This window comes from Candidatus Cardinium hertigii (assembly GCF_050864915.1).
Taxonomy (GTDB): domain Bacteria; phylum Bacteroidota; class Bacteroidia; order Cytophagales; family Amoebophilaceae; genus Cardinium; species Cardinium hertigii_D.
Genome location: NZ_JBOZWY010000002.1, coordinates 53,866 through 79,813 on the forward strand (window position 1 = coordinate 53,866; position 25,948 = coordinate 79,813).

At 36.2% G+C, this 25,948-nt stretch carries 19 protein-coding genes and 5 pseudogenes; 16 read left to right on the forward strand and 8 right to left on the reverse strand.

Annotated elements, in window-relative coordinates; translation table 11 throughout:
* The first annotated feature begins 23 nt into the window (after positions 1-23).
* From atpF to atpG, 4 genes are all read left to right on the forward strand, one after another.
* Entirely contained in the window at positions 24-524 is a 501-nt protein-coding gene (gene atpF / locus ACRRVD_RS01440; protein ID WP_432461399.1) for a F0F1 ATP synthase subunit B, read from the forward strand.
* Between the two features lie 3 nt (positions 525-527).
* Complete coding sequence (gene atpH / locus ACRRVD_RS01445) at positions 528-1,067, forward strand: ATP synthase F1 subunit delta (RefSeq protein WP_432461400.1); 540 nt, start codon at positions 528-530, stop codon at positions 1,065-1,067.
* Between the two features lie 84 nt (positions 1,068-1,151).
* Positions 1,152-2,732: a F0F1 ATP synthase subunit alpha gene (gene atpA / locus ACRRVD_RS01450; protein WP_432461401.1), complete on the forward strand. Its 1,581-nt coding sequence runs from the start codon at positions 1,152-1,154 to the stop codon at positions 2,730-2,732.
* A gap of 65 nt (positions 2,733-2,797) precedes the next feature.
* Positions 2,798-3,688, forward strand: coding sequence for an ATP synthase F1 subunit gamma (gene atpG, locus ACRRVD_RS01455; RefSeq protein ID WP_432461402.1), 891 nt, complete (start codon positions 2,798-2,800; stop codon positions 3,686-3,688).
* A 241-nt stretch (positions 3,689-3,929) separates the two neighbouring features.
* On the opposite strand, the gene ACRRVD_RS01460 is transcribed toward atpG, so the two are convergent.
* The 3 genes and pseudogenes from ACRRVD_RS01460 to ACRRVD_RS01470 all read right to left on the reverse strand — a co-directional run.
* Positions 3,930-5,261, reverse strand: a complete 1,332-nt coding sequence (locus tag ACRRVD_RS01460; protein WP_432461403.1) for a hypothetical protein — start codon at positions 5,259-5,261, stop codon at positions 3,930-3,932.
* 353 nt (positions 5,262-5,614) lie between these two features.
* Positions 5,615-6,078, reverse strand: a pseudogene (locus tag ACRRVD_RS01465) (transposase); the annotation flags it as partial.
* A 600-nt stretch (positions 6,079-6,678) separates the two neighbouring features.
* A pseudogene (locus ACRRVD_RS01470) lies at positions 6,679-6,765 on the reverse strand (IS6 family transposase); the annotation flags it as partial.
* Positions 6,766-6,794: 29 nt separating this feature from the next.
* On the opposite strand from ACRRVD_RS01470, the pseudogene ACRRVD_RS01475 reads away from it, so the two are divergent.
* From ACRRVD_RS01475 to ACRRVD_RS01485, 3 genes and pseudogenes are all read left to right on the forward strand, one after another.
* Positions 6,795-6,914: pseudogene (locus tag ACRRVD_RS01475) on the forward strand (transposase); the annotation flags it as partial.
* A 115-nt stretch (positions 6,915-7,029) separates the two neighbouring features.
* Positions 7,030-8,841 (forward strand): molecular chaperone HtpG, encoded by a 1,812-nt coding sequence (gene htpG, locus ACRRVD_RS01480; protein WP_432461404.1) that lies wholly within the window; start codon positions 7,030-7,032, stop codon positions 8,839-8,841.
* 753 nt (positions 8,842-9,594) lie between these two features.
* Positions 9,595-9,882 carry an IS1 family transposase gene (locus tag ACRRVD_RS01485; protein WP_432461405.1) on the forward strand — a complete coding sequence of 96 codons (288 nt, stop codon included), beginning with the start codon at positions 9,595-9,597 and terminating at the stop codon, positions 9,880-9,882.
* Here the strand turns inward: ACRRVD_RS01485 and ACRRVD_RS01490 are convergent.
* The 4 genes and pseudogenes from ACRRVD_RS01490 to ACRRVD_RS01505 all read right to left on the reverse strand — a co-directional run bounded on the left by ACRRVD_RS01490 (position 9,872) and on the right by ACRRVD_RS01505 (position 15,594).
* On the reverse strand, positions 9,872-11,047 hold the full coding sequence (locus ACRRVD_RS01490) for a hypothetical protein (protein ID WP_432461406.1): 1,176 nt from the start codon (positions 11,045-11,047) through the stop codon (positions 9,872-9,874). The genes ACRRVD_RS01485 and ACRRVD_RS01490 overlap by 11 nt on opposite strands.
* Before the next feature lie 545 nt (positions 11,048-11,592).
* On the reverse strand, positions 11,593-12,093 hold the full coding sequence (locus ACRRVD_RS01495) for a glutathione peroxidase (RefSeq protein ID WP_432461407.1): 501 nt from the start codon (positions 12,091-12,093) through the stop codon (positions 11,593-11,595).
* Positions 12,094-12,167: 74 nt separating this feature from the next.
* Positions 12,168-13,011 (reverse strand): annotated as a pseudogene (locus ACRRVD_RS01500) (IS5 family transposase); the annotation flags it as partial.
* Positions 13,012-13,296: 285 nt separating this feature from the next.
* Positions 13,297-15,594: a transglycosylase domain-containing protein gene (locus ACRRVD_RS01505; protein WP_432461408.1), complete on the reverse strand. Its 2,298-nt coding sequence runs from the start codon at positions 15,592-15,594 to the stop codon at positions 13,297-13,299.
* A 269-nt stretch (positions 15,595-15,863) separates the two neighbouring features.
* On the opposite strand from ACRRVD_RS01505, the gene ACRRVD_RS01510 reads away from it, so the two are divergent.
* The 9 genes and pseudogenes from ACRRVD_RS01510 to ACRRVD_RS01550 all read left to right on the forward strand — a co-directional run bounded on the left by ACRRVD_RS01510 (position 15,864) and on the right by ACRRVD_RS01550 (position 24,715).
* Positions 15,864-16,976 (forward strand): hypothetical protein, encoded by a 1,113-nt coding sequence (locus ACRRVD_RS01510; protein WP_432461409.1) that lies wholly within the window; start codon positions 15,864-15,866, stop codon positions 16,974-16,976.
* A 12-nt stretch (positions 16,977-16,988) separates the two neighbouring features.
* The gene (gene gap, locus ACRRVD_RS01515) at positions 16,989-17,975 is read left to right on the forward strand and encodes a type I glyceraldehyde-3-phosphate dehydrogenase (RefSeq protein WP_432461410.1); all 987 of its coding nucleotides are present in this window, start codon (positions 16,989-16,991) and stop codon (positions 17,973-17,975) included.
* Between the two features lie 139 nt (positions 17,976-18,114).
* Positions 18,115-19,032, forward strand: coding sequence for a tRNA (adenosine(37)-N6)-dimethylallyltransferase MiaA (gene miaA / locus ACRRVD_RS01520; protein ID WP_432461411.1), 918 nt, complete (start codon positions 18,115-18,117; stop codon positions 19,030-19,032).
* A gap of 154 nt (positions 19,033-19,186) precedes the next feature.
* Complete coding sequence (locus ACRRVD_RS01525; RefSeq protein ID WP_432461412.1) at positions 19,187-19,864, forward strand: ClpP family protease; 678 nt, start codon at positions 19,187-19,189, stop codon at positions 19,862-19,864.
* Positions 19,865-19,883: 19 nt separating this feature from the next.
* A complete protein-coding gene (gene clpX / locus ACRRVD_RS01530) occupies positions 19,884-21,149 on the forward strand; it encodes an ATP-dependent Clp protease ATP-binding subunit ClpX (protein ID WP_432461413.1) in 1,266 nt (421 codons plus the stop codon).
* Positions 21,150-21,299: 150 nt separating this feature from the next.
* Positions 21,300-22,700 (forward strand): D-alanine--D-alanine ligase family protein, encoded by a 1,401-nt coding sequence (locus ACRRVD_RS01535; protein WP_432461414.1) that lies wholly within the window; start codon positions 21,300-21,302, stop codon positions 22,698-22,700.
* Between the two features lie 137 nt (positions 22,701-22,837).
* Entirely contained in the window at positions 22,838-23,257 is a 420-nt protein-coding gene (locus tag ACRRVD_RS01540) for a single-stranded DNA-binding protein (protein WP_432461415.1), read from the forward strand.
* Positions 23,245-23,457: pseudogene (locus tag ACRRVD_RS01545) on the forward strand (DDE-type integrase/transposase/recombinase); the annotation flags it as partial. The gene ACRRVD_RS01540 and the pseudogene ACRRVD_RS01545, both read left to right, overlap by 13 nt.
* A gap of 463 nt (positions 23,458-23,920) precedes the next feature.
* Positions 23,921-24,715: a glycoside hydrolase family 25 protein gene (locus tag ACRRVD_RS01550; RefSeq protein ID WP_432461416.1), complete on the forward strand. Its 795-nt coding sequence runs from the start codon at positions 23,921-23,923 to the stop codon at positions 24,713-24,715.
* On the opposite strand, the gene murB is transcribed toward ACRRVD_RS01550, so the two are convergent.
* Complete coding sequence (gene murB, locus ACRRVD_RS01555; protein WP_432461417.1) at positions 24,708-25,742, reverse strand: UDP-N-acetylmuramate dehydrogenase; 1,035 nt, start codon at positions 25,740-25,742, stop codon at positions 24,708-24,710. The genes ACRRVD_RS01550 and murB overlap by 8 nt on opposite strands.
* Positions 25,743-25,948: the final 206 nt, after the last annotated feature.

Sequence of the window (25,948 nt, forward strand, 5' to 3'; positions counted from 1 at the left end):
ATTTTCTTACAACTATAGCTTTTATGACTTTAATAACGCCAGATTTTGGTATTATATTTTGGCAAAGCATAACTTTTTTAGTCGTTCTCTTGGTATTATCTAAATTTGCCTGGAGGCCTATTTTAGAAGTCCTACAAGCACGAGAAGATGCAGTCGCCCATGCGGTATATAAAATCACTGAGGCAAAAGTATTAATCAAGCAACTAGAGGACGACCGAACCAAGCTTACGGAAGAAGCCCATCTAGAACGGGCACGTATTATTGGTGAAGCGCTGGTTACCCAACGGGCCATTATTGATCAAGCACATCGAGAAGCTTTAGTGGTAAAAGAACGTTTGTTGGCAGAAGCTAAAGTAGAAATAACTAGAGAAGAAGAACATGCCCTTGAAAACGTTAAAGCCAATGTTGGATCACTAGTCGTTCAAATTGCTGAAAAATTATTGGTCAAAGAATTAAGTCAAGATCCATCTCAATGGGCGCTAATAGAACGGCTCATGGCAAGCGAACTGCCTAACAAACCCTGATCTATGTTAAAAAAAAAGAAGATAGCAGCACGATATGCCAGTCTGTTTTTAGCACAAGCCATTCAAAATAAGATACTGACAAGTATACATAATGACCTTTCTTTTTTGCAAAATCAGTTTAGGGACTATCCTCTACTAGATGGATTACTCAATAATCCTACTATACCCCGTTCTGGGAAACGAAAACTACTTAAAACAATTTGTACGCACCCCCTTAGCCCTATGCTATGGAGCTTTCTCGAAATCATCATTGATCAAAATCAAATTGGCTTACTAAAGGAAATTTTAACTGCTTTTTTGGTAGCCTATCGTAGCTATATAGGCATTCAATCTGCCCTTTTAACCACTGCCACGGCTTTACCAGAGGCGCTGATCAAACAATTGACAGAAGCGGTAAAAAAATGGGTAGCCTGTAAAGAAGTAGTAATGAAACAACAAATTGATCCCTCTATTATTGGAGGCTATATTCTTCAAATGGGCACATTAAAATTAGACAGAAGTATACAGCACGCGCTACATACCCTACAAAGCCGTTTGGGGTAGGGTTATAGTAGTTATGATAAATAGACAGGCTTAGTTAAATGCAACCATACTCTATGGAACAGAAAAAATTATATACTTGAACCAATGGCACAAATAAATACAGATGCGCTTACCGCAATACTCAAAGCACAACTAGCCAATTTTAAAACAGAAGCTGAACTAGAAGAAACAGGTATAGTTGTTCAATCTGGTGATGGCGTAGTGCGCATTTACGGTCTTTTACATGCACAAGCAGGAGAGTTGCTATCTTTTTCGAATGGATCCAAAGGATTGGCGTTAAACTTAGAAGAGCATATGGTAGGTGCCGTTATTTTAGGAGAAGCCAATTCCATCAAAGAGGGCGATGTAGTAACGCGAACGAAAAATGTCGCTTCTATTCGAGTAGGCGAAGGATTACTAGGTCGTGTGGTAGACACCCTTGGCTTACCGATAGATGGCAAGGGCCCTATTGTTGGGGAAACTTTTGAAATGGCGCTAGAACGGAACGGTCCTGGTGTAATCTACCGTCAACCAGTAGATGCACCGCTCCAAACAGGGCTAAAAGCCATTGATGCAATGATTCCAATTGGAAAAGGACAAAGAGAACTTATTATTGGAGATAGGCAATCTGGTAAGACCTCCATTGCCCTAGACAGCATTATCCATCAACGTAGCTTATTTGAGCAAGGGAAGCCTATCTATTGCATTTATGTAGCCATTGGTCAAAAAGCATCGGCTATAGCCAATGTAGTAGACACCTTAACCCGCCATGGTGCAATGCCCTATACCACGATCGTAGCAGCCCCTTCTTCTGCTTCTGCCCCTATGCAATCTTTTGCCCCATTTGCAGGCGCAGCTATTGGTGAATTTTTTAGAGACACAGGCAGAGATGCACTGATTATCTATGATGATCTTTCCAAACAAGCTGTCGCGTATAGAGAATTATCCCTACTATTAAGAAGGCCACCTGGCCGGGAAGCTTTTCCTGGTGATATTTTTTACCTACATGCCCGTTTACTAGAACGATCGGCACGCATTATTGCCAACGATGCAATGGCTGCTTCTATGGAAGCGATTCCTGATGCTTTAGTTGGGAAAGTCAAAGGCGGCGGATCACTTACCGCATTGCCCATTATAGAGACCCAAATGGGTGACGTATCCGCTTATATTCCCACCAACGTTATTTCCATTACAGACGGGCAAATATTTTTAGAAATGAATTTATTCAATGCAGGCATCAAACCTGCCATTAACGTTGGTATTTCTGTATCCCGCATTGGCGGTGCTGCACAAATCAAGGCGATCAAAAAAGTAGCCGCCACCTTAAAATTGGACCAAGCACAATTTGCTGAGTTAGAAGCTTTTTCAAAATTTAGTGCCGATTTAGATGCGACTACCAAAAAAGCTATCGACAGAGGTCGTAAAAACCAAGAATTGCTTAAGCAAAATTTGCATACGCCTATGCCGATAGAAGAGCAAGTTGCCATTCTATATATAGCTATGAATGGGTACTTGGATACCGTTCCATTAGATCAGGTCAAAGCATTTGAAAAAGAGTTTTTAGCCCTATTGCGCAGCCAACACCCTACTATTCTTGCCAGTATTACAGCAGGAAAGTGGGAAACGCAAATGACCGAAGTACTAGTAGCAATAGTAGCGCCTCTTGTAATAAAATACAGTGCTTAAAATAAAAAAGAGGGCGATGGAAGCACCTTTCCAGATTAAATTAAGCGTAAAGCAACCTTATCACTATGGCACATCTTAAAGAAGTAGTAGACCGCATCAATCTGATCGCCTTTACCCAACAAATTACCAAAGCGATGAAAATGGTATCTGCTTCGAAATTGCATAAGATTCAGCAGGTGCTATTACCTTTAAAAGCCTATACCAGGCAACATGATGCATTGTTGCATGCTGCACTACAAAATATGGATAAGACCGATCCAGTCCACCCTTTAAGCCAAAAAAAGATAGAACAACGGCTATTATTGATAGTAGTTGCCTCCAATCGAGGATTGTGTGGTGCATTTAACAAAAATGTACTCAGCGCTGCATATGCACATATCAAAAGACGCCAACAAGCGTCACCTATCGCTGTAGAAGTGTTGCCAATTGGTAAAAAAGCCCATCAATTTTTTAAAAAGTCCAATCTACCTATTATAGAAGACTATGTTGATCTTTTAGCAAAACCGAATGATCAAGCCAGTGCCAAGCTGACTACCTATTGTATAGAAGCCTTTCAGCAAAACAGCTATAGTGAAGTGGTATTGGTGTATACTGCTTTTAAAAACTCTGGCAAACAAGGCGTAACTGTGTTGCCCTTTTTACCTTTTTTACCTGATATAGAAGCAACATATACCCCCCCCCCCCTCCAAACACACCACTATATCTACGAACCTTCCCAAGCGCTATTTATCGCACAGCTTATGCCCGAAGTACTTAAACATAAAATCATCCATATGCTCATTGAATCCAGTGCCAGTGAACATGCAGCAAGGATGGTTACGATGAGCCAAGCAACCGACAATGCAGACGACCTTTTAAAAACACTCCGTATTAGCTACAATAGAAGCAGACAAGCATTGATTACAAGCGCACTAGCAGAAATCACTAGTGGTGCAGAAGCATTGGCAGAAGCTTAAAACAAAAAAAGATAGGCTACTTTTAATCAAAAAATGACAGCTTTTCTACTTTTTACTTCATTAAAAAACAAGCAATTTTTTTAGTCGATTGCTGTATCACCTAACTAAAACTACAACTTCTAGCTACACCAAACAGATAGACCAGTTCCGCGATAAAATAAATTAAAAGTAAATATTTGGATTTTATTATAAAAATACTTAACATTGACTTTTTAGGAAAGTCAATTGCAAAGTATAAAGTTTAAAATTTCATTATTTTATTACCAGCTATATTTTGAATATTAAAGTCTAACCATCTAACATATACATCTATGAAAAATAATATAAAAAACTTCGTATACGGCTCTATAGTAGCGCTAACCACATCTAGCTGTTTTGACAAACCGACCCCTTCAAATAAGCCTAAAGGTCCAAGCAATACAAAATTAAAAGAAAATCTGTCGAAAAACCTAGATGCTTCAACAGAAAATGGTACAGCAACAAACGGAGCAGCAGCACCAAACGGAGCAGCAGCAACAAACGCAACAGCAGCAACAAACGCAACAGCAGTACCAAACGGAGCAGCAGCAACAAACGGAGCAGAAGCAACAAACAGAGCAGCAGCAACAAACGGAGCAGCAGCAACAAACGGAGCAGAAGCAACAAACAAAACAGCAGCAACAAACGGAGCAGAAGCAACAAACAAAACAGCAGCAACAAACGGAGCAGCAGCAACAAACGGAGCAGCAGCAACAAAAGAAGCAGCAGCACCAAACGGAGCAGCAGCACCAAACGGAGCAGAAGCAACAAACGGAGCAGAAGCAACAAACGGAGCAGAAGCACCAAACGGAGCAGCAGCAACAAACGCAACAGCAGTACCAAACGGAGCAGCAGCAACAAACGGAGCAGCAGCAACAAACAGAGCAGCAGCACCAAACGGAGCAGCAGCACCAAACGGAGCAGCAGCAACAAACGGAGCAGCAGCACCAAACGGAGCAGCAGCACCAAACGGAGCAGCAGCACTAAACGGAGCAGAAGCAACAAACAAAACAGCAGCACCAAACGGAGCAGAAGCACCAAACGGAGCAGCAGCACCAAACGGAGCAGCAGCACCAAACGGAGCAGCAGCACCAAACGGAGCAGCAGCAACAAACGGAGCAGCAGCACCAAACGGAGCAGCAGCACCAAACGGAGCAGAAGCACCAAACGGAGCAGAAGCACCAAACGAAACAGCAGCACCAAACAAAACAGCAGCAACAAAAGAAGCAGCAGCAACAAACGGAGCAGAAGCAACACCAGCAGCAGCAACAAACGGAGCAGCAGCAACAAACGGAGCAGCAGCAACAAAAGAAGCAGCAGCAACAAAAGAAGCAGCAGCAACAAAAGAAGCAGCAGCAACAAAAGAAGCAGCAGCAACAAAAGAAGCAGCAAGCAACAAAAGAAGCAGCAGCAACAAAAGAAGCAGCAGCAACAAAAGAAGCAGCAGCAACAAAAGAAGCAGCAGCAACAAAAGAAGCAGCAGCAACAAAAGAAGCAGCAGCAACAAACGGAGCAGAAGCAACACCAGCAGAAGCAACACCAGCAGAAGCAACACCAGCAGAAGAGAAAACAACAGAAGAGAAAATAGCAGAAAAGAAAATAGCAGAAAAGAAAATAGCAGAAAAGAGAAAATAGCAAAAGAGAAGCAATTATGCGTTTATAGTAAAAAAGCATCCCTAAAAGTTATCGGAAATCGAATTCCCGATAACTTTTTAATAACCAAACAAAATATAATATATATATTGTATTATTGTAAAATACTCCAGGTTATGTTAAGTATACTTTAAGAAAAGTATTTAATGCTTTTTATGCTATTTCTAAAATTAAAGCAAAGAAGCACAAAAGTTTACAAAAAACGCTATCAATAAGTTCAAAAAACTTATTGGTTTTACAAAACTAAGCTATAATTTAATCTGCTGTAGCATTTAAAACTCTATATAAATTATAGGCTATAGCTTCCATAACATATTGCGTATGGGTTTTATCAAGGCCTATATATCTAGCTCTTGAGCTACGAAACCAATGCTTAATGCTACCAAATATCTGCTCTACTTTATAGCGCGTTTTGGATACCAATTTATTAAACCGCTTAGCAGTATTTGATAAGGGATAATTTCTACTACCTTTCTTTTGAATAGCTAATTTTAAGTTTTTTTCTTTAGTAAAGTTTCGTTGGGTAACCCCCGCTATACCCTTTATCTCCATATAGCCTGCTACCTAGTTTTAGAGATGACTTATCCAATAATATAGAAAGGAGCACCATCATGACTATCATGACTGGATGCCTTTGTAGTACTGACTGCTAGTACTAAACTAGCTTTACTTTCGACAAGGAGGTGCCGCTTATAGCCATAGTAAAGATTATGCTCTTTATTCTACTGATGACCAATTAATGAGCTTGTTTACTTGATCAAAGAAAGTATGCTTGCATTTACGACGATTAGCTGAAATATCCGATAAACTTAACTGACTACTTGTTTTTATTGACATAACGATAGCATCAAAAATGACTACATACAAAGCTTCAAATAAAAACTAAAAGTTAACTATTTCATACATATAAAAATACTTTTTTAATATAAATCTTACAAAGTCTATTGCAACGGCCTCAGTACAATACTTGGATTGCTTCAATAATAATTGTAGATTCAAATTGTTGTTCCTTTTAATTCATTACTTTATTATCTCGCTTTAGGAGAAAACCTCGCACTTGCAGTGCGTTGTTTGAACATATTTAGGCTGTAAATAATGCAAAGTAAGTTAACTATTTTTCATCTATGGTATCATTTAAAACCGGTTTTTTAATTTTCATAGTACTATACATGATAGCAATGAATTATTTGTTGTTTCATTACGTAAGAGATAAGTACTTACGTAAGTAAAATTCCATATTGTCATTGACCCTATGATGGGCTCTGTCTCATCTATGTTTAATTTTTGTTGGATCTTCCCCTTTTCTTGAGTTTTGATTATTATGCGGCCATAAGTTTAGAGAATTTCTCAAAAGCAGATACCTGTTTTTTAGCTCCGATTAATTGTCCTTTTTGAATGATTTTAATAAGGCTTACGTTTATTTGGGAATCGGACTTGCAGTCCTCTTTTTTTGTTTAAAAAGCTTTTGCTCCAAACTTGCTATTCACTTAGTGATTATCAAATGAAAGAAGAATTAAATAACCGTATCACCTTTAGCAAATTTTCTGCTATATAGCCAATATGGTTGCATAAAATCCTAACACTTTAGACACTATATTGCAAATAGTTGGCTAGATGCCAAATATGACACAATATAGCATAAATATATTTAACTTAAATTAATAGCAATCATGAACGAAAAAGGAACCATATCGGTACATACTGAACATATTTTTCCCATTATTAAAAAATTTCTTTATTCTGATCAAGACATTTTTTTGAGGGAATTGGTAGCCAATGGTGTAGATGCGGTACAAAAACTTAAAAAATTAGGGGCTATGGGCCTTTATGAGGGAGCTACCAATAAGCTACAAGTAGAAGTACTGCTTGATCCATCTGCTAAAACACTGACCATTAAAGACCATGGATTAGGTATGACAGCTGATGAAATCAAAGAATATATCAACCAAATTGCTTTCTCTGGTGCCACTGCATTTGTAGAAAAATACAAAGACCAAGTAGCACAACATCAATTAATTGGTTTTTTTGGATTGGGTTTTTACTCAGCCTTTATGGTAGCTAAAAAAGTTGAAATTATTACAAAATCTTATCAAGTAGGCGCCCAAGCAACGCATTGGAGCTGTGATGGTAGCACCAATTTCGAAATATATTCTACTGAAAAAAGTGAAGTAGGTACAGAAGTAATTTTGCATCTTGCAGAAGATGCTGAAGAATTTTTGAAGCCAGAACGTATTCAAGCTATTTTAGATAAACATTGTCGCTTTTTACCGATAGAAATTGTATTTGATCAAAAGGTGATCAATGATCCCATGCCACTATGGATCAAACGGCCAACAGATTTACAATCTGAAGACTATCTTAAGTTTTATAAAGCGCTTTATCCTTTTGCAGAGGATCCACTTTTTTGGATCCATTTAAGCATTGACTATCCATTTACTTTAACAGGAATACTCTACTTTCCTAAAACAGCCAACTACTTTGAACAGAAAGAAACCATTCAACTTTATGCAAGACAGGTGTTTATTACCAATGATGTAAAAGAAGTTATTCCTGACTTTTTACGGTTGTTGCATGGTATTATTGATTCACCGGATATACCGCTGAATGTATCTAGAAGCGCGTTACAAGCAGATGGTAATGTAAAAAAAATTAACACATACATTGCTAAAAAAGTAGCCGAAAAGCTAGAAACCCTTTTTCAACAAGATCGTAAAGCGTATGAAGCTAAGTGGAATGATATCTCCCTTTTTATCAAGTATGGTATGATAACCGATGCTAAGTTTGATGAAAGGATACGAGAAATAGTTCTCTTGCAGAGCACAACTGGCCATTACTATACGATAGCTGAATACAAAGATGCAATGGCTAAAAATCAAACTGATAAAAATGAAAATTTGGTTTTACTCTATACAACAGACCCTAAAAAACATGCTGTCTACATACAACCAGCACAACAAAAAGGATATGATGTATTGGTCCTAAATAGCCCGATTGATACCAACTTTATCAATTTCGTGGAATATAAACTTGATAAAGTCAAGCTCAAAGCGATTGACACCGATACCATCGGTAACCTAATTGAACAAGAAGAGGTAACGGAACATACCCTTACAAAAGAAGAAAGTGAAACCTTACAGTCTATTTATGAAAAAACGATTGGTGCAGAACAAACTACTTGGAAGGTCGCATCTATGCTACCAGAGGAGTTACCTGTGGCTTTTATTACCTCGGAACAGCTGAAACGTATGACCCAATTTGCACAAGGAGATGAAGCGAAACAAAAGCATTTCCGCTCTATGCATGTAGCCATTAACGGAAACCATCCTTTGGCTAAAAAAATCTTAGCTACTAGTGATCAAACTGTTCAAAAAGCACTGGTAGAACAGAGCTATCAATTGGCCCTACTGGCACAAGGGTCGCTAGAAGGAGAATGGCTAGCTGGGTTTATAAAAAATTACACAAATAAATTATTAGAAGAATAATTAGCTAGTAGATCGATTGACCTTTTCAAGAGAAAATATATAGGTCTCTTCTTGTAATAAAGAGGCCTATGGTAAAGGTTACAACAGCGTGCAATTATTTTTCTCCAACAATTTTTTGATTTCAAAAAAAAGTATTAAATTTACAACGGCAAGCCGGTACGGCTAGCTCCTACTGAATCCCCTAGGCCTGGAAAGGAACAAGGGTAAAGTAGTTGTAGCGGCGCGATACCCGGCTTGTTTTTTTTATCCAATTATCCGATCCAGCATCCTCAAGAGGCAATTTTACCAAACCTTTTATTCGCGTAATGCATTTATTATATGGGTCATATCCCTGTAGGAGAAGCGCTGAATACATCTAAAAAATTTAATCCCTCTTCATCACATCCAAATTTTTATAGGCTCCGTAAGCATCTTTATATATTACTTTTTGGGATTACTAATATTTAATAGATTTTTTTATATTTTTGCTTTAATTTAACGTTAGCTCGGGATTAAAGTTATTTTAAATCAGTCATATATAAATTAGGTATAGAGGCCATTGCAATAGAAAATTGCAAAGAACATTTTAAACATTTTTGCATATATTTTTGGTAAAAAACTTTCTTTTTGTGTCCTATAAAGGACATAAAAACAATAATTACATAGCTTTTTTCTTATTTTGAATAGATTTAATTTTCTATTGCAACGGTCTCATCTTATTAACTATCTTCGCTTACACGTGCTTTAATGGCCGGCGAACTATTCAGTTTTAAGATGAAAAAAGTTGGGGGGGAGCTGAACTTTCAGGTAAAGCCTACAGCACACAGTTTCGTTTTCACAGATAAATGGCCTGCTTATAGAGGTATCTTACCAAAAAGTAAACATATCGTTGGAAAGCGATATACGAAATGTCTTGAAAGTATAAATGCCAAATTCCGTCATTATTTATGTAGATTTAGGCACAAAACAAAAGAATATACAAAGTCCAAAAGTATGGTTCTAATTACCCTAATGCTTTTTGCTTTTAAATGTTCTATATTAAATCAACAATCTAAAAATTAGATATACTTCTATCTCTGGGATGTTCTATCTGGCTAATATTTTCTTCAAGCTGACAGATGATCTGTTTTGTTAATTTTAGTATAGATCTTATAGTATTTTGTAGTGATTGTAAATTATTTACCACATTCTTTATATCACCGTTACTGTTATAGTTGTCTTTTGTTATTTCTTCCAGAAGCTTTTTACACTTTTCGAATTTATACTCGGGTTTAGCTTTATTATGTTCATTCCATGAGCTCATTATCTTTATTAGTTCAGTTATTAAGGGGTTATCATTAGTTTGGGTATTCGAAGGGTTTAATACTTTGCTGATTTTATCGATTTCCTCACTAATTGATAAATATTTTTTTAATAGATCCTTTTTTAAGCTATCCAATTCACTTTCTCTTAATTTTATAAGAAGTACCTCAAAGTTTGTATCCCTTTCATGGGGATTTTTTTGTAATTCTTCCTCCAATTCATCTATCATTGTCAATACTCTCGTCCATTTCAATTGCATGTCAGCTACGAAATCGCTTATTTTTTCAGCGCTATTGTCTAATAATTGTATATCAATTAATGGATCTATTTCCCTCTCTTTTCCTATTTTTTTACTTTTAGTATATATTTCGTCAATATTTTTATTTGGCACTGTTGCGTTTAGGTTGTTTGATGCCATATTAGTAGAGCCAATAATCTTAAAGGGCCTATTGGTACGATCTATATTCTCTTGCAATTCTTTTTGTATGTTGCCCTCAAAACGTTCTATAAGATTTTTAACATTAACATTGTCAACAGTATTTAGATTATTATCTACATTAGATATATTAGAAGTATCCGAGGGTTTAATAGGAATATTAGAGCAAGCCTCTTCGGATTTTGATTTTGCTAATAAGTTTGGCTTCTTTGGTTCGATATTATCAGTAGAGTCAATAGTGTTAAGATAATCCCTGCCAACTACACCTATCTCAGGTATAGTTGGCTTCCCTTGTAAGGGCAATGTGTCCACTGGAAGTGGATTATCTTTCTTTTCTAGAGGTAGCGAACTTATTGGTAAGCTAGTAGAAGTCTTTTTAGAGGGTAATGGTATGTTTTGCAGCCTATTCCCCAATAGGCTTGGCTGCTCTAATCCTATATTAGTAGGCTTGGTACTATTAAGCTGCTGCTTAGTAAGTGCATCTTTCACATATAATGGCTTATCTCTTTGTAAGGATAATAACCGTTCCGATAGCGGGTTTACTTCCCTTCTTAAGGATAATGGGTCGAAGAAGACGTCGCTTGTATTGGATTTGGAAAAAGCTTTTTCTATCTTCAGTCCATAACTATTTTTTCTACTGCATTTAAATCCTGGGCTGCACAGTAGGCAGCTGCTGCACAGTCCTATTAAAAAAGAAGCAGAAAAAAGCTTTTGAAGAGAAAAATAGGTAAAAATACCACGAAAAAAAGTAAATTTAGTTCTGTCTAAACAGGTCTTATTGGTTTGTAGATTCATATGACTCATATTTTTTTACTTTTAGTAATTTTTTAATGATTACTTGAGTGTATAACTAGACTATAAAAGAACAATATATTTTTTTATTTAAAATTGCAAACTTTTGGTTTAGCTTATGTTAAATGAATAACACAATAGTTGGGTTGCATTTGTATTTAAAAATATAGCTCAAAAAATCCATTAAAATATATATCTAATATTTAGAAAGCGGACGATTAAGTAAATGGCTTCAAGAAAAGCTACTGAGCACCTAGTGCAGCCTCTACTGCTTCTATGATCTTTGGGGCCAAAGGATCTGTTGCAAACGCAAACCATGCAATGCATTGCCCCTGTTTCCCTATCAAATATTTATGAAAGTTCCATTTTGGGCGGCCATACCAAGAAACTTGTGTAGCAGCCCATGCATAGAATGGATGAATGGATTTTCCACAAACAGCTGTTAACTGCGTAATCGGAAAAGTAAGGGTACTCCATTTGTTTTGTATAGCACTTGCTATATCACAAGGCTTTTCAAATTCTTGCTTGCCAAAGCTTTGAGAAGATACCCCAAGGACTGTAAAACCATCGACATGGTACCGGTCATGTAGCCTTTGTAAGGCATCAAATTGACGCGCAAATCCACAGCGCGAAGCCGTATTGACTACCAAAACTACCTGTTGAATGCCACTACAAAGATGAAAAATACTGCCATCTAATAGGGTAAACGAAAAGTCTTTATGACGGTTGGTATCCATATCCATACTTTTACAGCTGCTTAAAGAAAATAAGATTAATAGCCGATTCACTAAAAAATTATTTAGACTAGCGAATATACGCTACGAAACCAACGCTTAATGCTACCAAATACCCGCTCTACCTTACATCGAGTTTTGGATACTAACTTATTAAACCAATTGGCAGCAGGTGATAAGCGATGATTTCTACTACCTTTCTTTTGAATAGCTGATTTTAAGTTTTTTTCTTTAGTAAAGTTTCGTTGGGTAACCCGCTATAACCTTAGCCTACTACCTGGTTTTAGAGATGACTTATCCAATAATATAGGTAAATGAGCACCATCATGACTGGATGCCTTTGTAGTACTGACTGCTAGTACTAAACCTTGTTTACTTTCGACAAGGAGCTGCCGCCTATAACCATAGTAAAGATTATGCCCTTTTTGGTTCCAACTAGCTTCTGAAGCTACCCCTTTTTGATATCTCTTAGATACGGATATAGTAGCATCCTCATGCAAATCATAGCTTTTTTTACCTTTAGGACGTCTAAGCGTAGGGGTAATAGAGGCATCAATAACGGCACCATGCTGAACCAATACAGCATGGCTAGATAGTTGATCATTTATGATTAATAACCTATCTAAAGCCTTCTTTTCTGTAAAGGCAGTTCTAAATCTGCTTAATAGACTATGATCTGGAACAGAATTATCTATGAAAATACCAGAAAATCCGCTAAAGGTAATACGATCATTAACCTTTTCTTCTACTTGGTAGTCACTTAAGCCAAACCACTGCTCAAATAAGAGCATTTTAAATAAAAGTAGCGAACTATAGGCAGGCTTACCTGATAAACGCAAACCTTTAGGATAACAAATACGAAGCTTCTTTTTCTACTAATAATCAGTTAATCAAATTATTTATTTGATTAAAAAAGCATGCTTGCATTTACGACGACTAGCTGAAATATTTGATAAACGTAGCTGACCGCTTACTTTTATTCCCATGCAAATATATTAAAAATTTAATTAAAAACCTTAAACAATAAATACAAGTTAACTTTTTAATAAAGTTTAACCGGACTCTTTTTGACTAAAACCTAAAAATCTATTGCAACGGTCTCGTTTTTTAAAACAAACCAAACAGATCCATTTATGCGTATTCATATCAGATTATTTGAGACACTGCAAAGAGAAGGAAAGGGATCCAATGTTCTTCAGTCCACTATAATTTTTAAAGTATTTTATCTATGTCTAGTGCTATAGCTGTTTTCTGTTTATTAGCTAGATCAATCGATGCATCATTAGATCTATGGCCAGATGTACCCAAGTGATGCTTAGATTTGCCTTGAATAATATTTTTTATTTTTTCAGAAAAAATTCTGTTTGTAATCAAAGGCCCCTTCCTATAAGTTAGATAAGGATCGTTATATAACTTCATAATGAACTTTTCCCATATAGGGCGAGCGGTTGTACTGCCATTTCCTAGCTTAAAATCTCTAAAGTGAATACAGCGGTCTTCTCCACCTACCCAAACCCCCGTACAAAGATTCTGGGTTAACCCTATAAACCAACCATCGGAATGATTAGAGGTGGTACCCGACTTGCCTGCTATATCATTCTCTTCTCTTAGGGCAATAGGTACACTATTTAAAGCGCCTTCATCCAGCGCGCCTTGCAGCATATAAGTCATAAGATCAGCTGTATCTTTATGAATCGCTTCGCGATGTTGTGGAATAAAGGTTTGTAATATATTACCATATTTGTCTTCAATATGGGTAATAAACAAAGGTTCTGTCCAAACCCCTTCATTCAAAAAAGTACTATATGCACCTACCATTTCATAAATAGAAGCATCACTACAACCCAGACAAATAGCAGGAACCGGGTCTAAAGGCCCTTTGATACCCATTCGGTTGGCACAGTCTACAACTCGTTGGGGGCCAAGCTGTTTAATCAAATAAGCTGTAATAGAATTGTAGGATTTAGCCATAGCATAACGTAAGGTATAGGGCTTACCAGAATAGCTTTTCCAGGCATTTTGCGGTGTCCACATTTCACCGTTGGGTTGTAAGAATGTAACCGGTACATCTGTTACCAGGTCTGTAGGCAAGAAGCCATTATCTAATGCTACTGTATAGACAATAGGCTTAAAAGTTGAACCGGTTTGTCGTTTGCTCTGTTTTACATGATCGTACTGAAAATATTTGTAATCAATACCACCTACCCAGGCTTTAATATGGCCTGTATAAGGATCCATGGCCATACATCCGGCCTGTAATATCCTTCGATGATGTTTAAAGGCTTCTATAGGGGTGATCATTTTTTGAATAGGCCCATTCCAAGAAAATAATAGAGTGGGTACAGGTGTATGCAATACCCTATGAATTGATTTGACATCTGTTCCATAATCTTTATGTAAGCCTTGGGAAAAAGCTGTTTTTTGTATTTCTTTTTCAATATAGTCTACTATTTCGTTCCCATTTTCATGAATCCATGGATTTTGATCTTTCCAATGGTCATCAAATTTAGCTTGTAACAGCGCCATGTGCTCTTTTACAGCAGCTTCTGCGTGCACTTGCATGCGACTATCAACGGTTGTATAGATGCGCAGTCCATCTGAAAAAAGATCATATCCATTTTCTTGAGTCCATTTTAATAGGAAATCACGTACTACTGCTCTAAAATAGGGTGCTATGCCTTTTTCATAATTTTCCTCTTGATAATGTAACTCGGTAGGTATTTCAGAAATAAGGTCATAATCAGACCTTTTTAAAAATCCATACTTGACCATTTGACCTAATACTACGTTTCTAATATGGTTGGCTTTTTCAGGATTCTTAATAGGACTGTATCGGCTAGGTGCACGTAATAGTCCTACCAATAGCGAAGCCTCTTCTATACGTAATTCGGCGGCTGTTTTGTTAAAAAATGTACGTGCGGCTACTTTAATGCCATATGTATTACTACCAAAGGTAACTGTATTCAGATACATGGCTATAAGTTCTTGCTTGGTATAGGCACGTTCTAGTTGAACCGCTAAGATCCATTCTTTTGTTTTAAGTATCAGTTTACTAAGGAAGGGAATATGCGAACATCTGCCTCGATAGTTTGTCTCCTTTCTAATGTTAAAGAGATTTTTAGCCAACTGTTGCGTAAGCGTGCTTCCTCCTCCTTTATTTTGTTGTAATAAAATCGAAAGAAAAAAAGCACGTAATAAGCCCCTTAAATCTATACCAGCATGTTTTTCAAAACGGTAGTCTTCTGAGGCGATAAGCGCATGAATTATATTGGGCGAAATTTCTTCATAAGTTACAGAGCTGCGGTTGTTTCTAAAGTACTTGCCCAGCAAAACGCCATCTGCAGCATAGAGCTCAGAAGCCAATTCGCTTTGTGGGTTTTCTAATAATTCTGTTGAGGGCATGCTACCATATAAATGGTAAAAATCAACTTGAACAGAAAAAAGATAAATAGGAATACTTATAATTCCTGCTGCAAAACATTTCCAAAGTATGCGTATTATTTTTTCCATATGTTATAATCTACCCATGTAACTTTCCCCAAATATAGTCGACTGATTTATTAAGACAAATTTTTATAAATTTTATCTGTTTTTTGCAGTCCACTATATGCTTTGAATAGGGTTGTGTAGTAAGGTTAATAGTTCCAACTTATATATTTTTTTCGTAAGATTGAAAAATGGTTCCAACTATTAGGTATACCTTATCTACTATTGTAAATATGTTCTTTATGGCATACTAGATAATTTTTTAAAATTACTACATTACGCACAGCAGCCATATGTTAAATAAAAGCGCCCGGAAAATCAATCCATTTTTCTTACATTATTTTTTATTTTATGCTACATTTACAGCCTGTTTTGCCTTCTTCAGTTGTAATGGTGTGCGAAGCGAGCTTATACCTAAACGAAACACAGTTTGGACTGGGGTATCTGAAAAGGGGAAAGGAAATTACCTAAAGCTACTTCAAATGAATGATAAGACCGGACAGGAAAAAATATACAAAGCCATTTCTAATATTAAAACAGCAGATGCTTTAGAAAGTTTTATAAAAAAAAATATTGAAAATCAAACAAATTACAATAAATTACTAAAGCTTCTACCCCAATCTGAACGACGTTCATTTCAAAAAGATTTTGATCAGGCTGACTTAGATACACAAGCAAAGCTTATCAATCAAAACGAAAAGCTGTTACAGCAGATTCAACTTATCTCTATCGAATGTCAACAACACTATATCGACTTGCTTCAGATCGAATCAAACGAAAAAATAGCTACTAAGTTAAAAAAGGACATTCTGAATGCTACTAAACCAGAAGAGATCAACCAGCTGATTACATCGATTCTTCCTAATCCACTTCAGCAATTAAATGATGATGCAAAAGCAAGCTTATCCCAACTGCCAGATCATGACCGACAAGAGATTCTAAAATCTATTCACTGCAATAGTCAAAAAGGCCGCGTAGCGAGCGATGATCTAGGTGCGTTAATTAAACAAAAGGAACAAGCACAAGCCAAAAAAGATAAAGCGGTACCAGCAGATGACTGGGGTTCTAAACTATCATTAGAAGGTAAACAAAGAAAGCAATTTTTATTCTCAATTATGGAATTTTCTGCATCAGATCAAAATTCGTTAAAAGATCTTTTCGATAAAGTAGACCCGGATAGTATTAGCAACTTTTTATCTGTGTACTATAGCGGATTTAATACAAAAGAACGCATCGAGCTCTTAAGTACCATCATTTACCTCTACAAAGGTTGGCCAAACCTCACCATTAAATTGTGTAATACACCCTCCTCATTGTCTTGGCTCGATAAACTTGGTTTATTTCAAAAAACTCAAAAACATCAATTAAAACTATTAACTAAACTTGATGAACTATTACAAGAATAATATATTTTAATAATGAAAAAAATTGCGATTAATGGATTCGGCCGTATTGGTCGATTGGCTTTACGTACGATTTTAGGTTGTAGTGATTTAGCCGTAGTAGGAATTAATGATCTAGCCAATAGTACAATTTTAGCCCATTTATTTAAATATGATTCCCACTATGGCCCCTTCAAAGGTGAGGTTACATGTGATGCTTCCAGCATCAGCATATGCAACAAATACATTCAGGTCTATTCTTGCCCCGATCCATCTGTATTACCTTGGGACAAACTAGATGTAGATGTAGTCATAGAAGCTACTGGTCATTTTTTAGATAAAAAGGGGGCGACCAGCCATTTGACAGCAGGTGCTAAACAGGTAGTGCTGTCAGCACCTACTAAGGATCAAACTATTCCTACTATTGTACTAGGTATAAATAATGATATTTTAAAAACAAAGCCAGTTATTTTGTCTAATGCTTCCTGTACCACCAATTGTTTGGCACCAGTTGCCAAAGTATTAGATGATCATTTTAGTATAGAACAAGGGGTCATCAATACTATTCATGCTTATACAGCTGATCAGTCACTACAAGATGCACCACATAATGATTTAAGAAGAGCAAGAGCAGCTCCACTATCTATCATTCCTACCTCTACAGGAGCTGCTAAAGCAATAGGGCTGGTAATGCCTCATTTAGCAGGAAAATTAGATGGAATTGCCATGAGGGTTCCTGTTTCAAATGGTTCAGTAGTAGACTTTACTGCACTATTAAAAAAAGAGACTACTAAAGAAGCTTTAAATCAGACCATGTATGAAGCAGCCCAAGGTCCACTTAAACATATACTAGCCTATACAGAAGATCCAATTGTTTCTGTAGATATAATAGGGAATACCCACTCTTCTGTTTTTGATGGAAAGTTAACCTACGTTAATAGAAAATTGGTAAAAGTAATTAGTTGGTATGATAACGAAGGAAGTTACGTCCATCGGTTGATAGACATTATACGATTGCTGTAATGGTCTAAATTATAAAAACAACGTCATATTACAGCTTTTGATTTAGCTAAAGATAAAGCAATAATCGATTTATTAAGAGACTCTGTATAGGGCTCGAGTCTGTCTTTTCAAATGTATAGTGGACTGATTTTTAATCCTAATGACTCCAACCCATACCAACCACTTAATCGTTATAGTAGGTCCAACTGCTATAGGCAAGACCGAACTATCCATTCAACTGGCTGAAGCGTTGCAAACAGAGATTATATCTGTTGATGCCAGACAATTTTATCGTGACATGGTGATTGGTACGGCACAACCTACCCAAGCAGAAATGAGAGGCATTCCACACCATTTTTTATCTTTTTTACCCATTCAAGCCAACTATACAGCTGGGCAATTTGCCCAAGAAGCATTACAAACCCTCGATAACCTTTTTATGCATCAAGATGTTGTGATAGCAACCGGTGGCTCTGGACTCTATCTAAAAGCACTTTGTGAAGGACTAGCGGAAATACCTATCCTGCCATCCAGGCTACGTACCAATTTAAACAATGCCTTAGCAGAAAAAGGACTCTCCTACCTGACCCAACTACTGGCGGAAAAAGATCCCATATACCATCACACAGTAGATCTTAAAAATCCCCAAAGAGTCATCAGAGCATTAGAAGTTTGCTTGGGTACAGGCATACCTTACTCAACTTTACGCAAACAACAGACGCAACCAACAAGAAAATTTAATATTATAATGATAGGTCTAACCCAACCAAAAGCATTACTACACGAACGGATCAACTTACGTGTAGATGCTATGATAGAACAAGGATTGCTGCAAGAAGTTGAAAAACTATATCCTTACAAAGGAACCAATGCCTTGCAAACATTAGGCTATAAAGAATTATTCAACTATATAGAAGGTCAATCGAGCTTAGCAGAAGCCATAGACCAGATTAAAATAAACACGAAAAAATATGCAAAAAAACAGATGACTTGGTTTAAAAAAGACAAAAATATAAGCTGGTTTACACCCTATGACTTATCTAACCTACAAGCCTATATTGCTTCAATCATAGACTAGTGTAGTACTGAACAATTATTATTGCACAAAATATAAGATATGCTATTTGTTTAATATATTATTTTATACTAAATTTCAAAGAGTTGCTTATTTATTCTATTAGCATAGAGTAAAAACAAATAAAAAAAGATGCATTTCACCTTCCATATTATTTATGCCAAATCAAAAAGAATTTCAAAAATTTGCAGTTAAAAATGGATATGCAACTGGTTCACAAATATATAATTATGTATCAGATGTCGAAAACATGACACGGTCTGTTATTGAGCAGCGTCCCGGTCACTTTAGAGAAGTAGATGTTTTCTCTAGATTGATTATGGACAGAATTATTTTTCTTGGTACACAAGTAGATGATAATATTTCCAATGTCATTATTGCACAATTACTCTATTTACAATCGGTCGATACAAAAAAAGACATCTTGCTTTATATCAACAGTCCAGGAGGTTCCGTATACCCAGGTTTAGGTATTTACGATACCATGCAATATATTTCGCCTGACGTAGCGACCATTTGCACAGGCCTTGCTGCTTCTATGGCTGCAGTATTATTGACGGGAGGTGCTAAAAACAAACGGTCTGCTCTGCCACATGCTAGGGTTATGATTCACCAACCTCTAGGAGGCTCTAAAGGCACAGCTGCTGATATGGAAATTACCATGCAGCAAATGATTGAAATTAAAAAAGATATTTATAACATTCTCTCCACCCATACAGGTCAAGATTATGCTTCTGTAGAGCGTGATTCAGATAGAGACTACTGGATGCGTGCAAGTCAGGCTAAAGCATATGGAATTATTGATTCCGTATTAGAGCAAGAGAAAAAAAATTAATCATATAATTACTACTACTATGAAAACCCATTGTTCTTTTTGTAAAAAAGCTAGTGAGATAGTCAGTATGATGGTAACCGGTCCAGAAGGACGCATTTGTGACCAATGTGTGACACAAGCTGCACAGATTATTCAACTTCAAAAAGAAGATATCATCATAAATGACATCAAACCAGTAAATCTATTACGACCGCAAGAAATTAAAGCCTATTTAGATGAATATGTAATTGGACAAGAAGAAGCTAAAAAAGCATTGTCTATTGCTGTTTACAACCATTATAAGCGTTTATCTCATCCAGCAAATATAGAAGATGATGTAGTTATTGAAAAATCCAATATATTATTAGTTGGAGAAACTGGAACAGGTAAAACCTATTTGGTCCGTACTTTGGCACAAATGTTGGAGGTACCTTTTTGTATTGTAGATGCAACCGTCTTGACAGAAGCAGGGTATGTAGGAGAAGATGTAGAAAGCATCATTAGTCGCTTATTGCATGCGGCTAATTATGAGGTAACGGCAGCTGAAAGAGGGATTGTATATGTAGATGAAATTGATAAAATTGCACGTAAGGGGGACAATCCATCCATCACCCGTGATGTAAGTGGTGAAGGGGTTCAACAATCTTTACTGAAGTTATTAGAAGGCTCAATTGTAAATGCGCCGCCCCATGGTGGAAGGAAACATCCAGATCAGAAGCTAACAGCTGTCAATACAGAAAAGATTTTATTTATTTGTGGAGGGGCTTTTGATGGTATTGCTAGAACCATTAGCAATCGCATTAACTTTAATAGCATAGGATTCGAATTTTGTGCAAAACGTACGCCCAAAGTAGATGATAAGGATATACTTAAATATGTTTCTTCATCAGACATAAAGGGATATGGTTTGATTCCTGAACTAGTAGGTCGTCTTCCAATTGTAAGAGGGTTTGAACCACTTACTAAATCTGACCTTCGCCGTATTCTCACAGAGCCTAAAAATGCATTGGTAAAGCAGTATACTAAGTTGTTCGCAATAGATGGAATCACCCTAACTTTTACAGAAGAAACACTTGATTTGATTGCTGAACAAGCTATATCATTAAAATTGGGAGCCAGGGGACTGCGTTCTATTTGTGAAAGCATTATGAGTGAAGTAATGTACACTGCTCCATCCCTAAAAGACCAACAAAAATTAGTTATTGATAAAGGCTATGCACTGGAACAACTGGGTAGAACCCAACTAGAATTACTCAAGCAAATAGAAAAAAATAGCCAAGCATCTGAGCTAAAAAAAATGGCGTAACTGCTATGAAAATGGCCAGCAAATAGTTGTATAAACTTAGCCTATTCAGGAAAATAAAACAGGTAGTTATAAAAAATTACTGGCCAAGATACATCGGCTTCTAAATTGGAACAAAGTAATACTAACTATTGATTCTAATTTTACTTTCTCGTGCACAATTCTTTATTACCTCTGATCAAGGTAGCTATATTTTTTGGAGGACCATCTAGAGAACGTGAAATTTCCTTTGCAGGGGGGCGTACCGTTTATGACCATTTAGATCGAAAAAAATTTGAACCACTCCCTATATTTGTAGATAGTTTAGGGAACTTTATTCTACTTCGTAAGCAATACCTTTACCAGGGTACCATTCGGGAGTTCTATCCATCCGCTATTATAGCCAATTTTTGGGGGATTCCCCTTTACATAGAGTCATTGCCTACTACCGAAAGCCATGCGCTATATATAGCAAAAATAGGAAAAAAAATAGATCCTACTGATTTTTCCAAATACTTTGATATAGCTTTTCTCTGCTTACATGGTCCTTATGGAGAAGATGGAACCATACAAGGACTATTAAGATGGTATCAAATCCCCTATACAGGATCTGATATCCTACCAGCTGCACTAGCCATGAACAAAATATTTCAACAAAAGCTTTTACAACAATCAGGTTTTGTACTACCCCGTTCTGTCATTTTAGCCCAAAAAGAATGGCTCGGTACAGATGACAAAAAAAAGCTATTTGATCAAATAATGGCTTCCCTTGGCTTGCCTTTCGTGGTGAAAAGCAGTAGACAAGGCTCCTCTATAGGCGTGACCATTGTGGAACACTCTATACTTGATTCCTTTATACATGCGGTCCATAAGGCATTTTTTATGGAAACAATAAGCTATGATCAATGGCAAAATTATACACGAAAAGAAAGAAAAAATTGGTTGACTAACCTTATAGATGTACGCGAAGGAATAGGATTTCCCTTACAGATCGCTGACCAAACGTTCTATACGCCTCATACCTTACTAGACTACATAGAACTTTATTTTCAAAAGAAACAGCCACCTATTTTATTAATGAGTACACAAGCAGAAGCGTCCATAATAATTGAAGCCTTTATTCAAGGAAGAGAATTTTCTTGCATGGTACTAGAAGCAGAAAAAGGAAATCCGATTGCACTCCCCCCAACTGAAATGGTCAAGGGAAAGCTCCATTTTGATTATAGAGCAAAATATTTGCCCGGTATAGTACGGAAACAAACGCCTATGGTCTTATCCACTTCCTTACTGAAGCGCATCCGAAAACAGGCTGTTTACTTGTTCCAACTGTTAGATTGTCAAGTATATGCCCGTATAGATGGCTTTATCACCGATGATAATGAAATTATATTAAATGATCCCAATACTACGGCCGGTATGCATCCCGCTTCCTTTTTATTCCATCAAGCAGCAGAAATTGGCCTCCACCCTACTCAACTGCTTACTTTTATCATCGAACGTTCAATTGAAGTAAGAAAAGATCAAGGATACCTTATTGCTGACACCCTTTTACAAAGGGTTGAAACCAGAAAATGATGCTTCCAAACGTTATCTTTCTAAACACAAACTCATAAAAATGCTTTCCAAGCTACCACTAAGCAGTTGCTGCTTACCTACTAAGATCTTAAATTAACCAGGGATGAAAACTATTTTTTCTATTATGCACAACCAACATGGCGAGTGTTAATAAAGTAATTATTTTGGGTAACCTAGGTAAAGCGCCAGAAATAGGCCACTTAGAAAATGGGCGCATGCGGGTACAACTTACTGTAGCAACGCATGATAGCTACAAAACAAAAGAAGGTCAAAAAATAAATCATACCGATTGGCATGAAATAGTACTTTGGACCCCTCATGCAGAAGTAGCAGCTCAATATTTAACCAAAGGTCAACAGGTATACATAGAAGGAAAGTTAATACACAGGTGCTATACAGATAAGGATGGTACGCAAAAATATTTTGTACAAATTGTGGGGCAACAGTTGGTATTATTAGGTGGTATAAAATCTAAAAACCAAGGTGTCCATGTTATCAATCATATGCCACAAAATAGACTAGAAGACCATGATGATATGGGGGAGCTGCCACTATAGCTTTAAATATAGAACTAGATCAAGATCATAACATTCAAATACTGCAAAACAAATACTTGAATAATAGAGTTGAACAAGAGCATATATTTATTAAAAAACGGATCAAACCGATGCTAAGATTTAAGAGTTTCCATACTGCTTCCATTACTATAAAAGGAATAGAAAATATTAGAATCATTCAAAAAAGGACAATTAATTAGATCTAATATAAAGGACAATTAATTAGATCTAATATAAAGGACAATTAATTAGATCTAATATAAAGGACCGATAAAACTGGACAGAAATTAACATAATTTGAGACCGTTGCTGTAGATAACTATTGTAATTTTTGTTAAGTTTTTAGTGTTCTTTTTTATAGTTTTCTAGATTAAAGATGTATAAATTTCATTAATTATTGATTTTAAAGTTTACTTTTTTTCATTTTAGATATAGCATTGCCTTAAAAACCCTTTAAAATGAGGCCGTTGCAATAGCAAATTGCAAAAAATATTTTAAACATTTTTGCATATATTTTTGGTAAAACACTTTCTTTCTGTGTCCTATAAAGGACATAAAAACAATAATTACATAGCTTTTTTCTTATTTTGAATAGATTTAATTTTCTATCGCAACGGTCTCATTTTGTAGTTATTAACTAAATTTCTTAATGTAAGCTAAACCATGAAACAACTGCTTATTTATTACTATCATTCGACTGTTTGGGCTAGCCTCCTTTTTATATTACCTTTAACCGGATGCAACTATCATACAAAAAATAATATGATATCTCAACAAAAAATAATAATAGAATACCAAGAAGGAATGGATATATCTCATCATCAAAAAAATATTGACTGGAAGCAACTAACCCCTAGTAATAGTAATAAAGCTTTTATTATTGCTAAAGCAACAGAAGGTAAAAGCTATCAAGATCCTAAATTTATAGACAACTATAAGAATATCTGTAGTGTAGGCTTTCAACCTGGTGCCTATCACTTCCTAAGATTTGGCTCAAGTTCGGCTAAGGATCAAATGGATAATTTTATAGGTCAAATACAAGCAGCACAGAAATTAACTGACCAGACTAGCTTGGCTAATAATGAGCCAATTATAGCGTTAGACGTAGAGGAAAGCAATGGATCAGATTATAGTTTAGTGAGCAGCGTAGTAGAAGAAAGCGTTCGATATCTCAAGGAGATAAACATAACTCCTTTCATATACACAAGACAAAATTTTTGGGATCAACATGTAAAAACCACCCCTGATATAGTTAAAAAGTGTCCACTATGGATTGCTAGATACAGAAGCACACCACCATCATCAAATGAGTTACCAAATGGTTGGCAAGAATGGAAAATATGGCAATATTCTAGTACAGGGTCTGTTCCAGGTATCCAAGGTAATGTAGATCTAAATAAGATGCAATTGCAAAATCAACTACAGATGCGACATACGCCCTCAATTGACGTTATTTAATTACACCACCTACAATATTAACCTCTGGTATTAGGGTGATATTAAATTGAATTTTTACTTTTTTTTTGATTTGATTGGCTAGACTTGCAATATCTTTACCAGTAGCACCCCCATAGTTTACTAGTATAAGCGCGTGTCCGGCATAGACTCCTGCATTTCCTTTACGTAATCCTTTAAACCCTGCTGTTTCTATAAGCCAGGCTGCTGAAATTTTCATCTGTTCTTTATGTTCCGTTTTGAAGGAAATTATTGAAGGATATTGCGCCTTAAGCGATTGATAGTGTCCTATAGACACCAACGGATTCTGAAAAAAACTACCTGCGTTACCCAAAATAGTAGGATCTGGTAGTTTCTGTTTTCGAATGGCAATAATTGCGTCACTTATTGCTTTAAACGACAACTGGTTAATCTTCATTTTTTCCAACATAGCTTGGATGGCTTCATATCCTATAGAAAAAACTTTTTCTTTATGTAAAGCCAAGGTGATATGTGTAATTAAATATTGATTTTTCCATTTTGTTTTGAAAAAGCTTGTTCTATAGCCAAAGCCACATGCTGAAGATTTAAAAATTATTTTTTGACCAGTGGATAATGCAATGGCTTCAATAGTATCCAATACATCTTTAAGTTCTATACCATATGCGCCTATATTTTGTATCGGAGCGCCACCAACTGTACCTGGAATGAACGATAAGTTTTCTATACCTCCATATCCTTTGTTGATACAAAATAAAACAAGCGTATGCCACGGTACGCCTGCAGCTGCCTTAATCAGCACTTTATGGTGGGTTTCTTCTATGATTTCAATACCTGATAGTTGAACATGCAGTATATAACCAGGGAAGTTTCTTACAAATAATGTATTGCTACCACCACCTAGTATATATAAAGGTCTTTTGCTTATATCTACGGTAGTATAAAAATCCTCTATATCTTTTAAGCTATTAAGCCGAATGTAATGGGCTGCATATGCTGGAACCTTAAAACTATTTAAAGATTGTAAGGGGTAATCGTTGAGGCAATACATCGTGAAGTTGTGTGATTTTTTCGCGTTTATAAAGGAAACAAAACGCTTATCTTTCTATCCTAATGCTTCCGTCCACTATAGTTTTACCCGTAGATTAACGGCTGCTAAAAAATTGGTTTAACGTATGCTAATTTAAGAGAAAAAAATATATATAATTCAGTTATTTTTATTATATTTTATTCCAGCGTCTTCATACCTTTTATCGA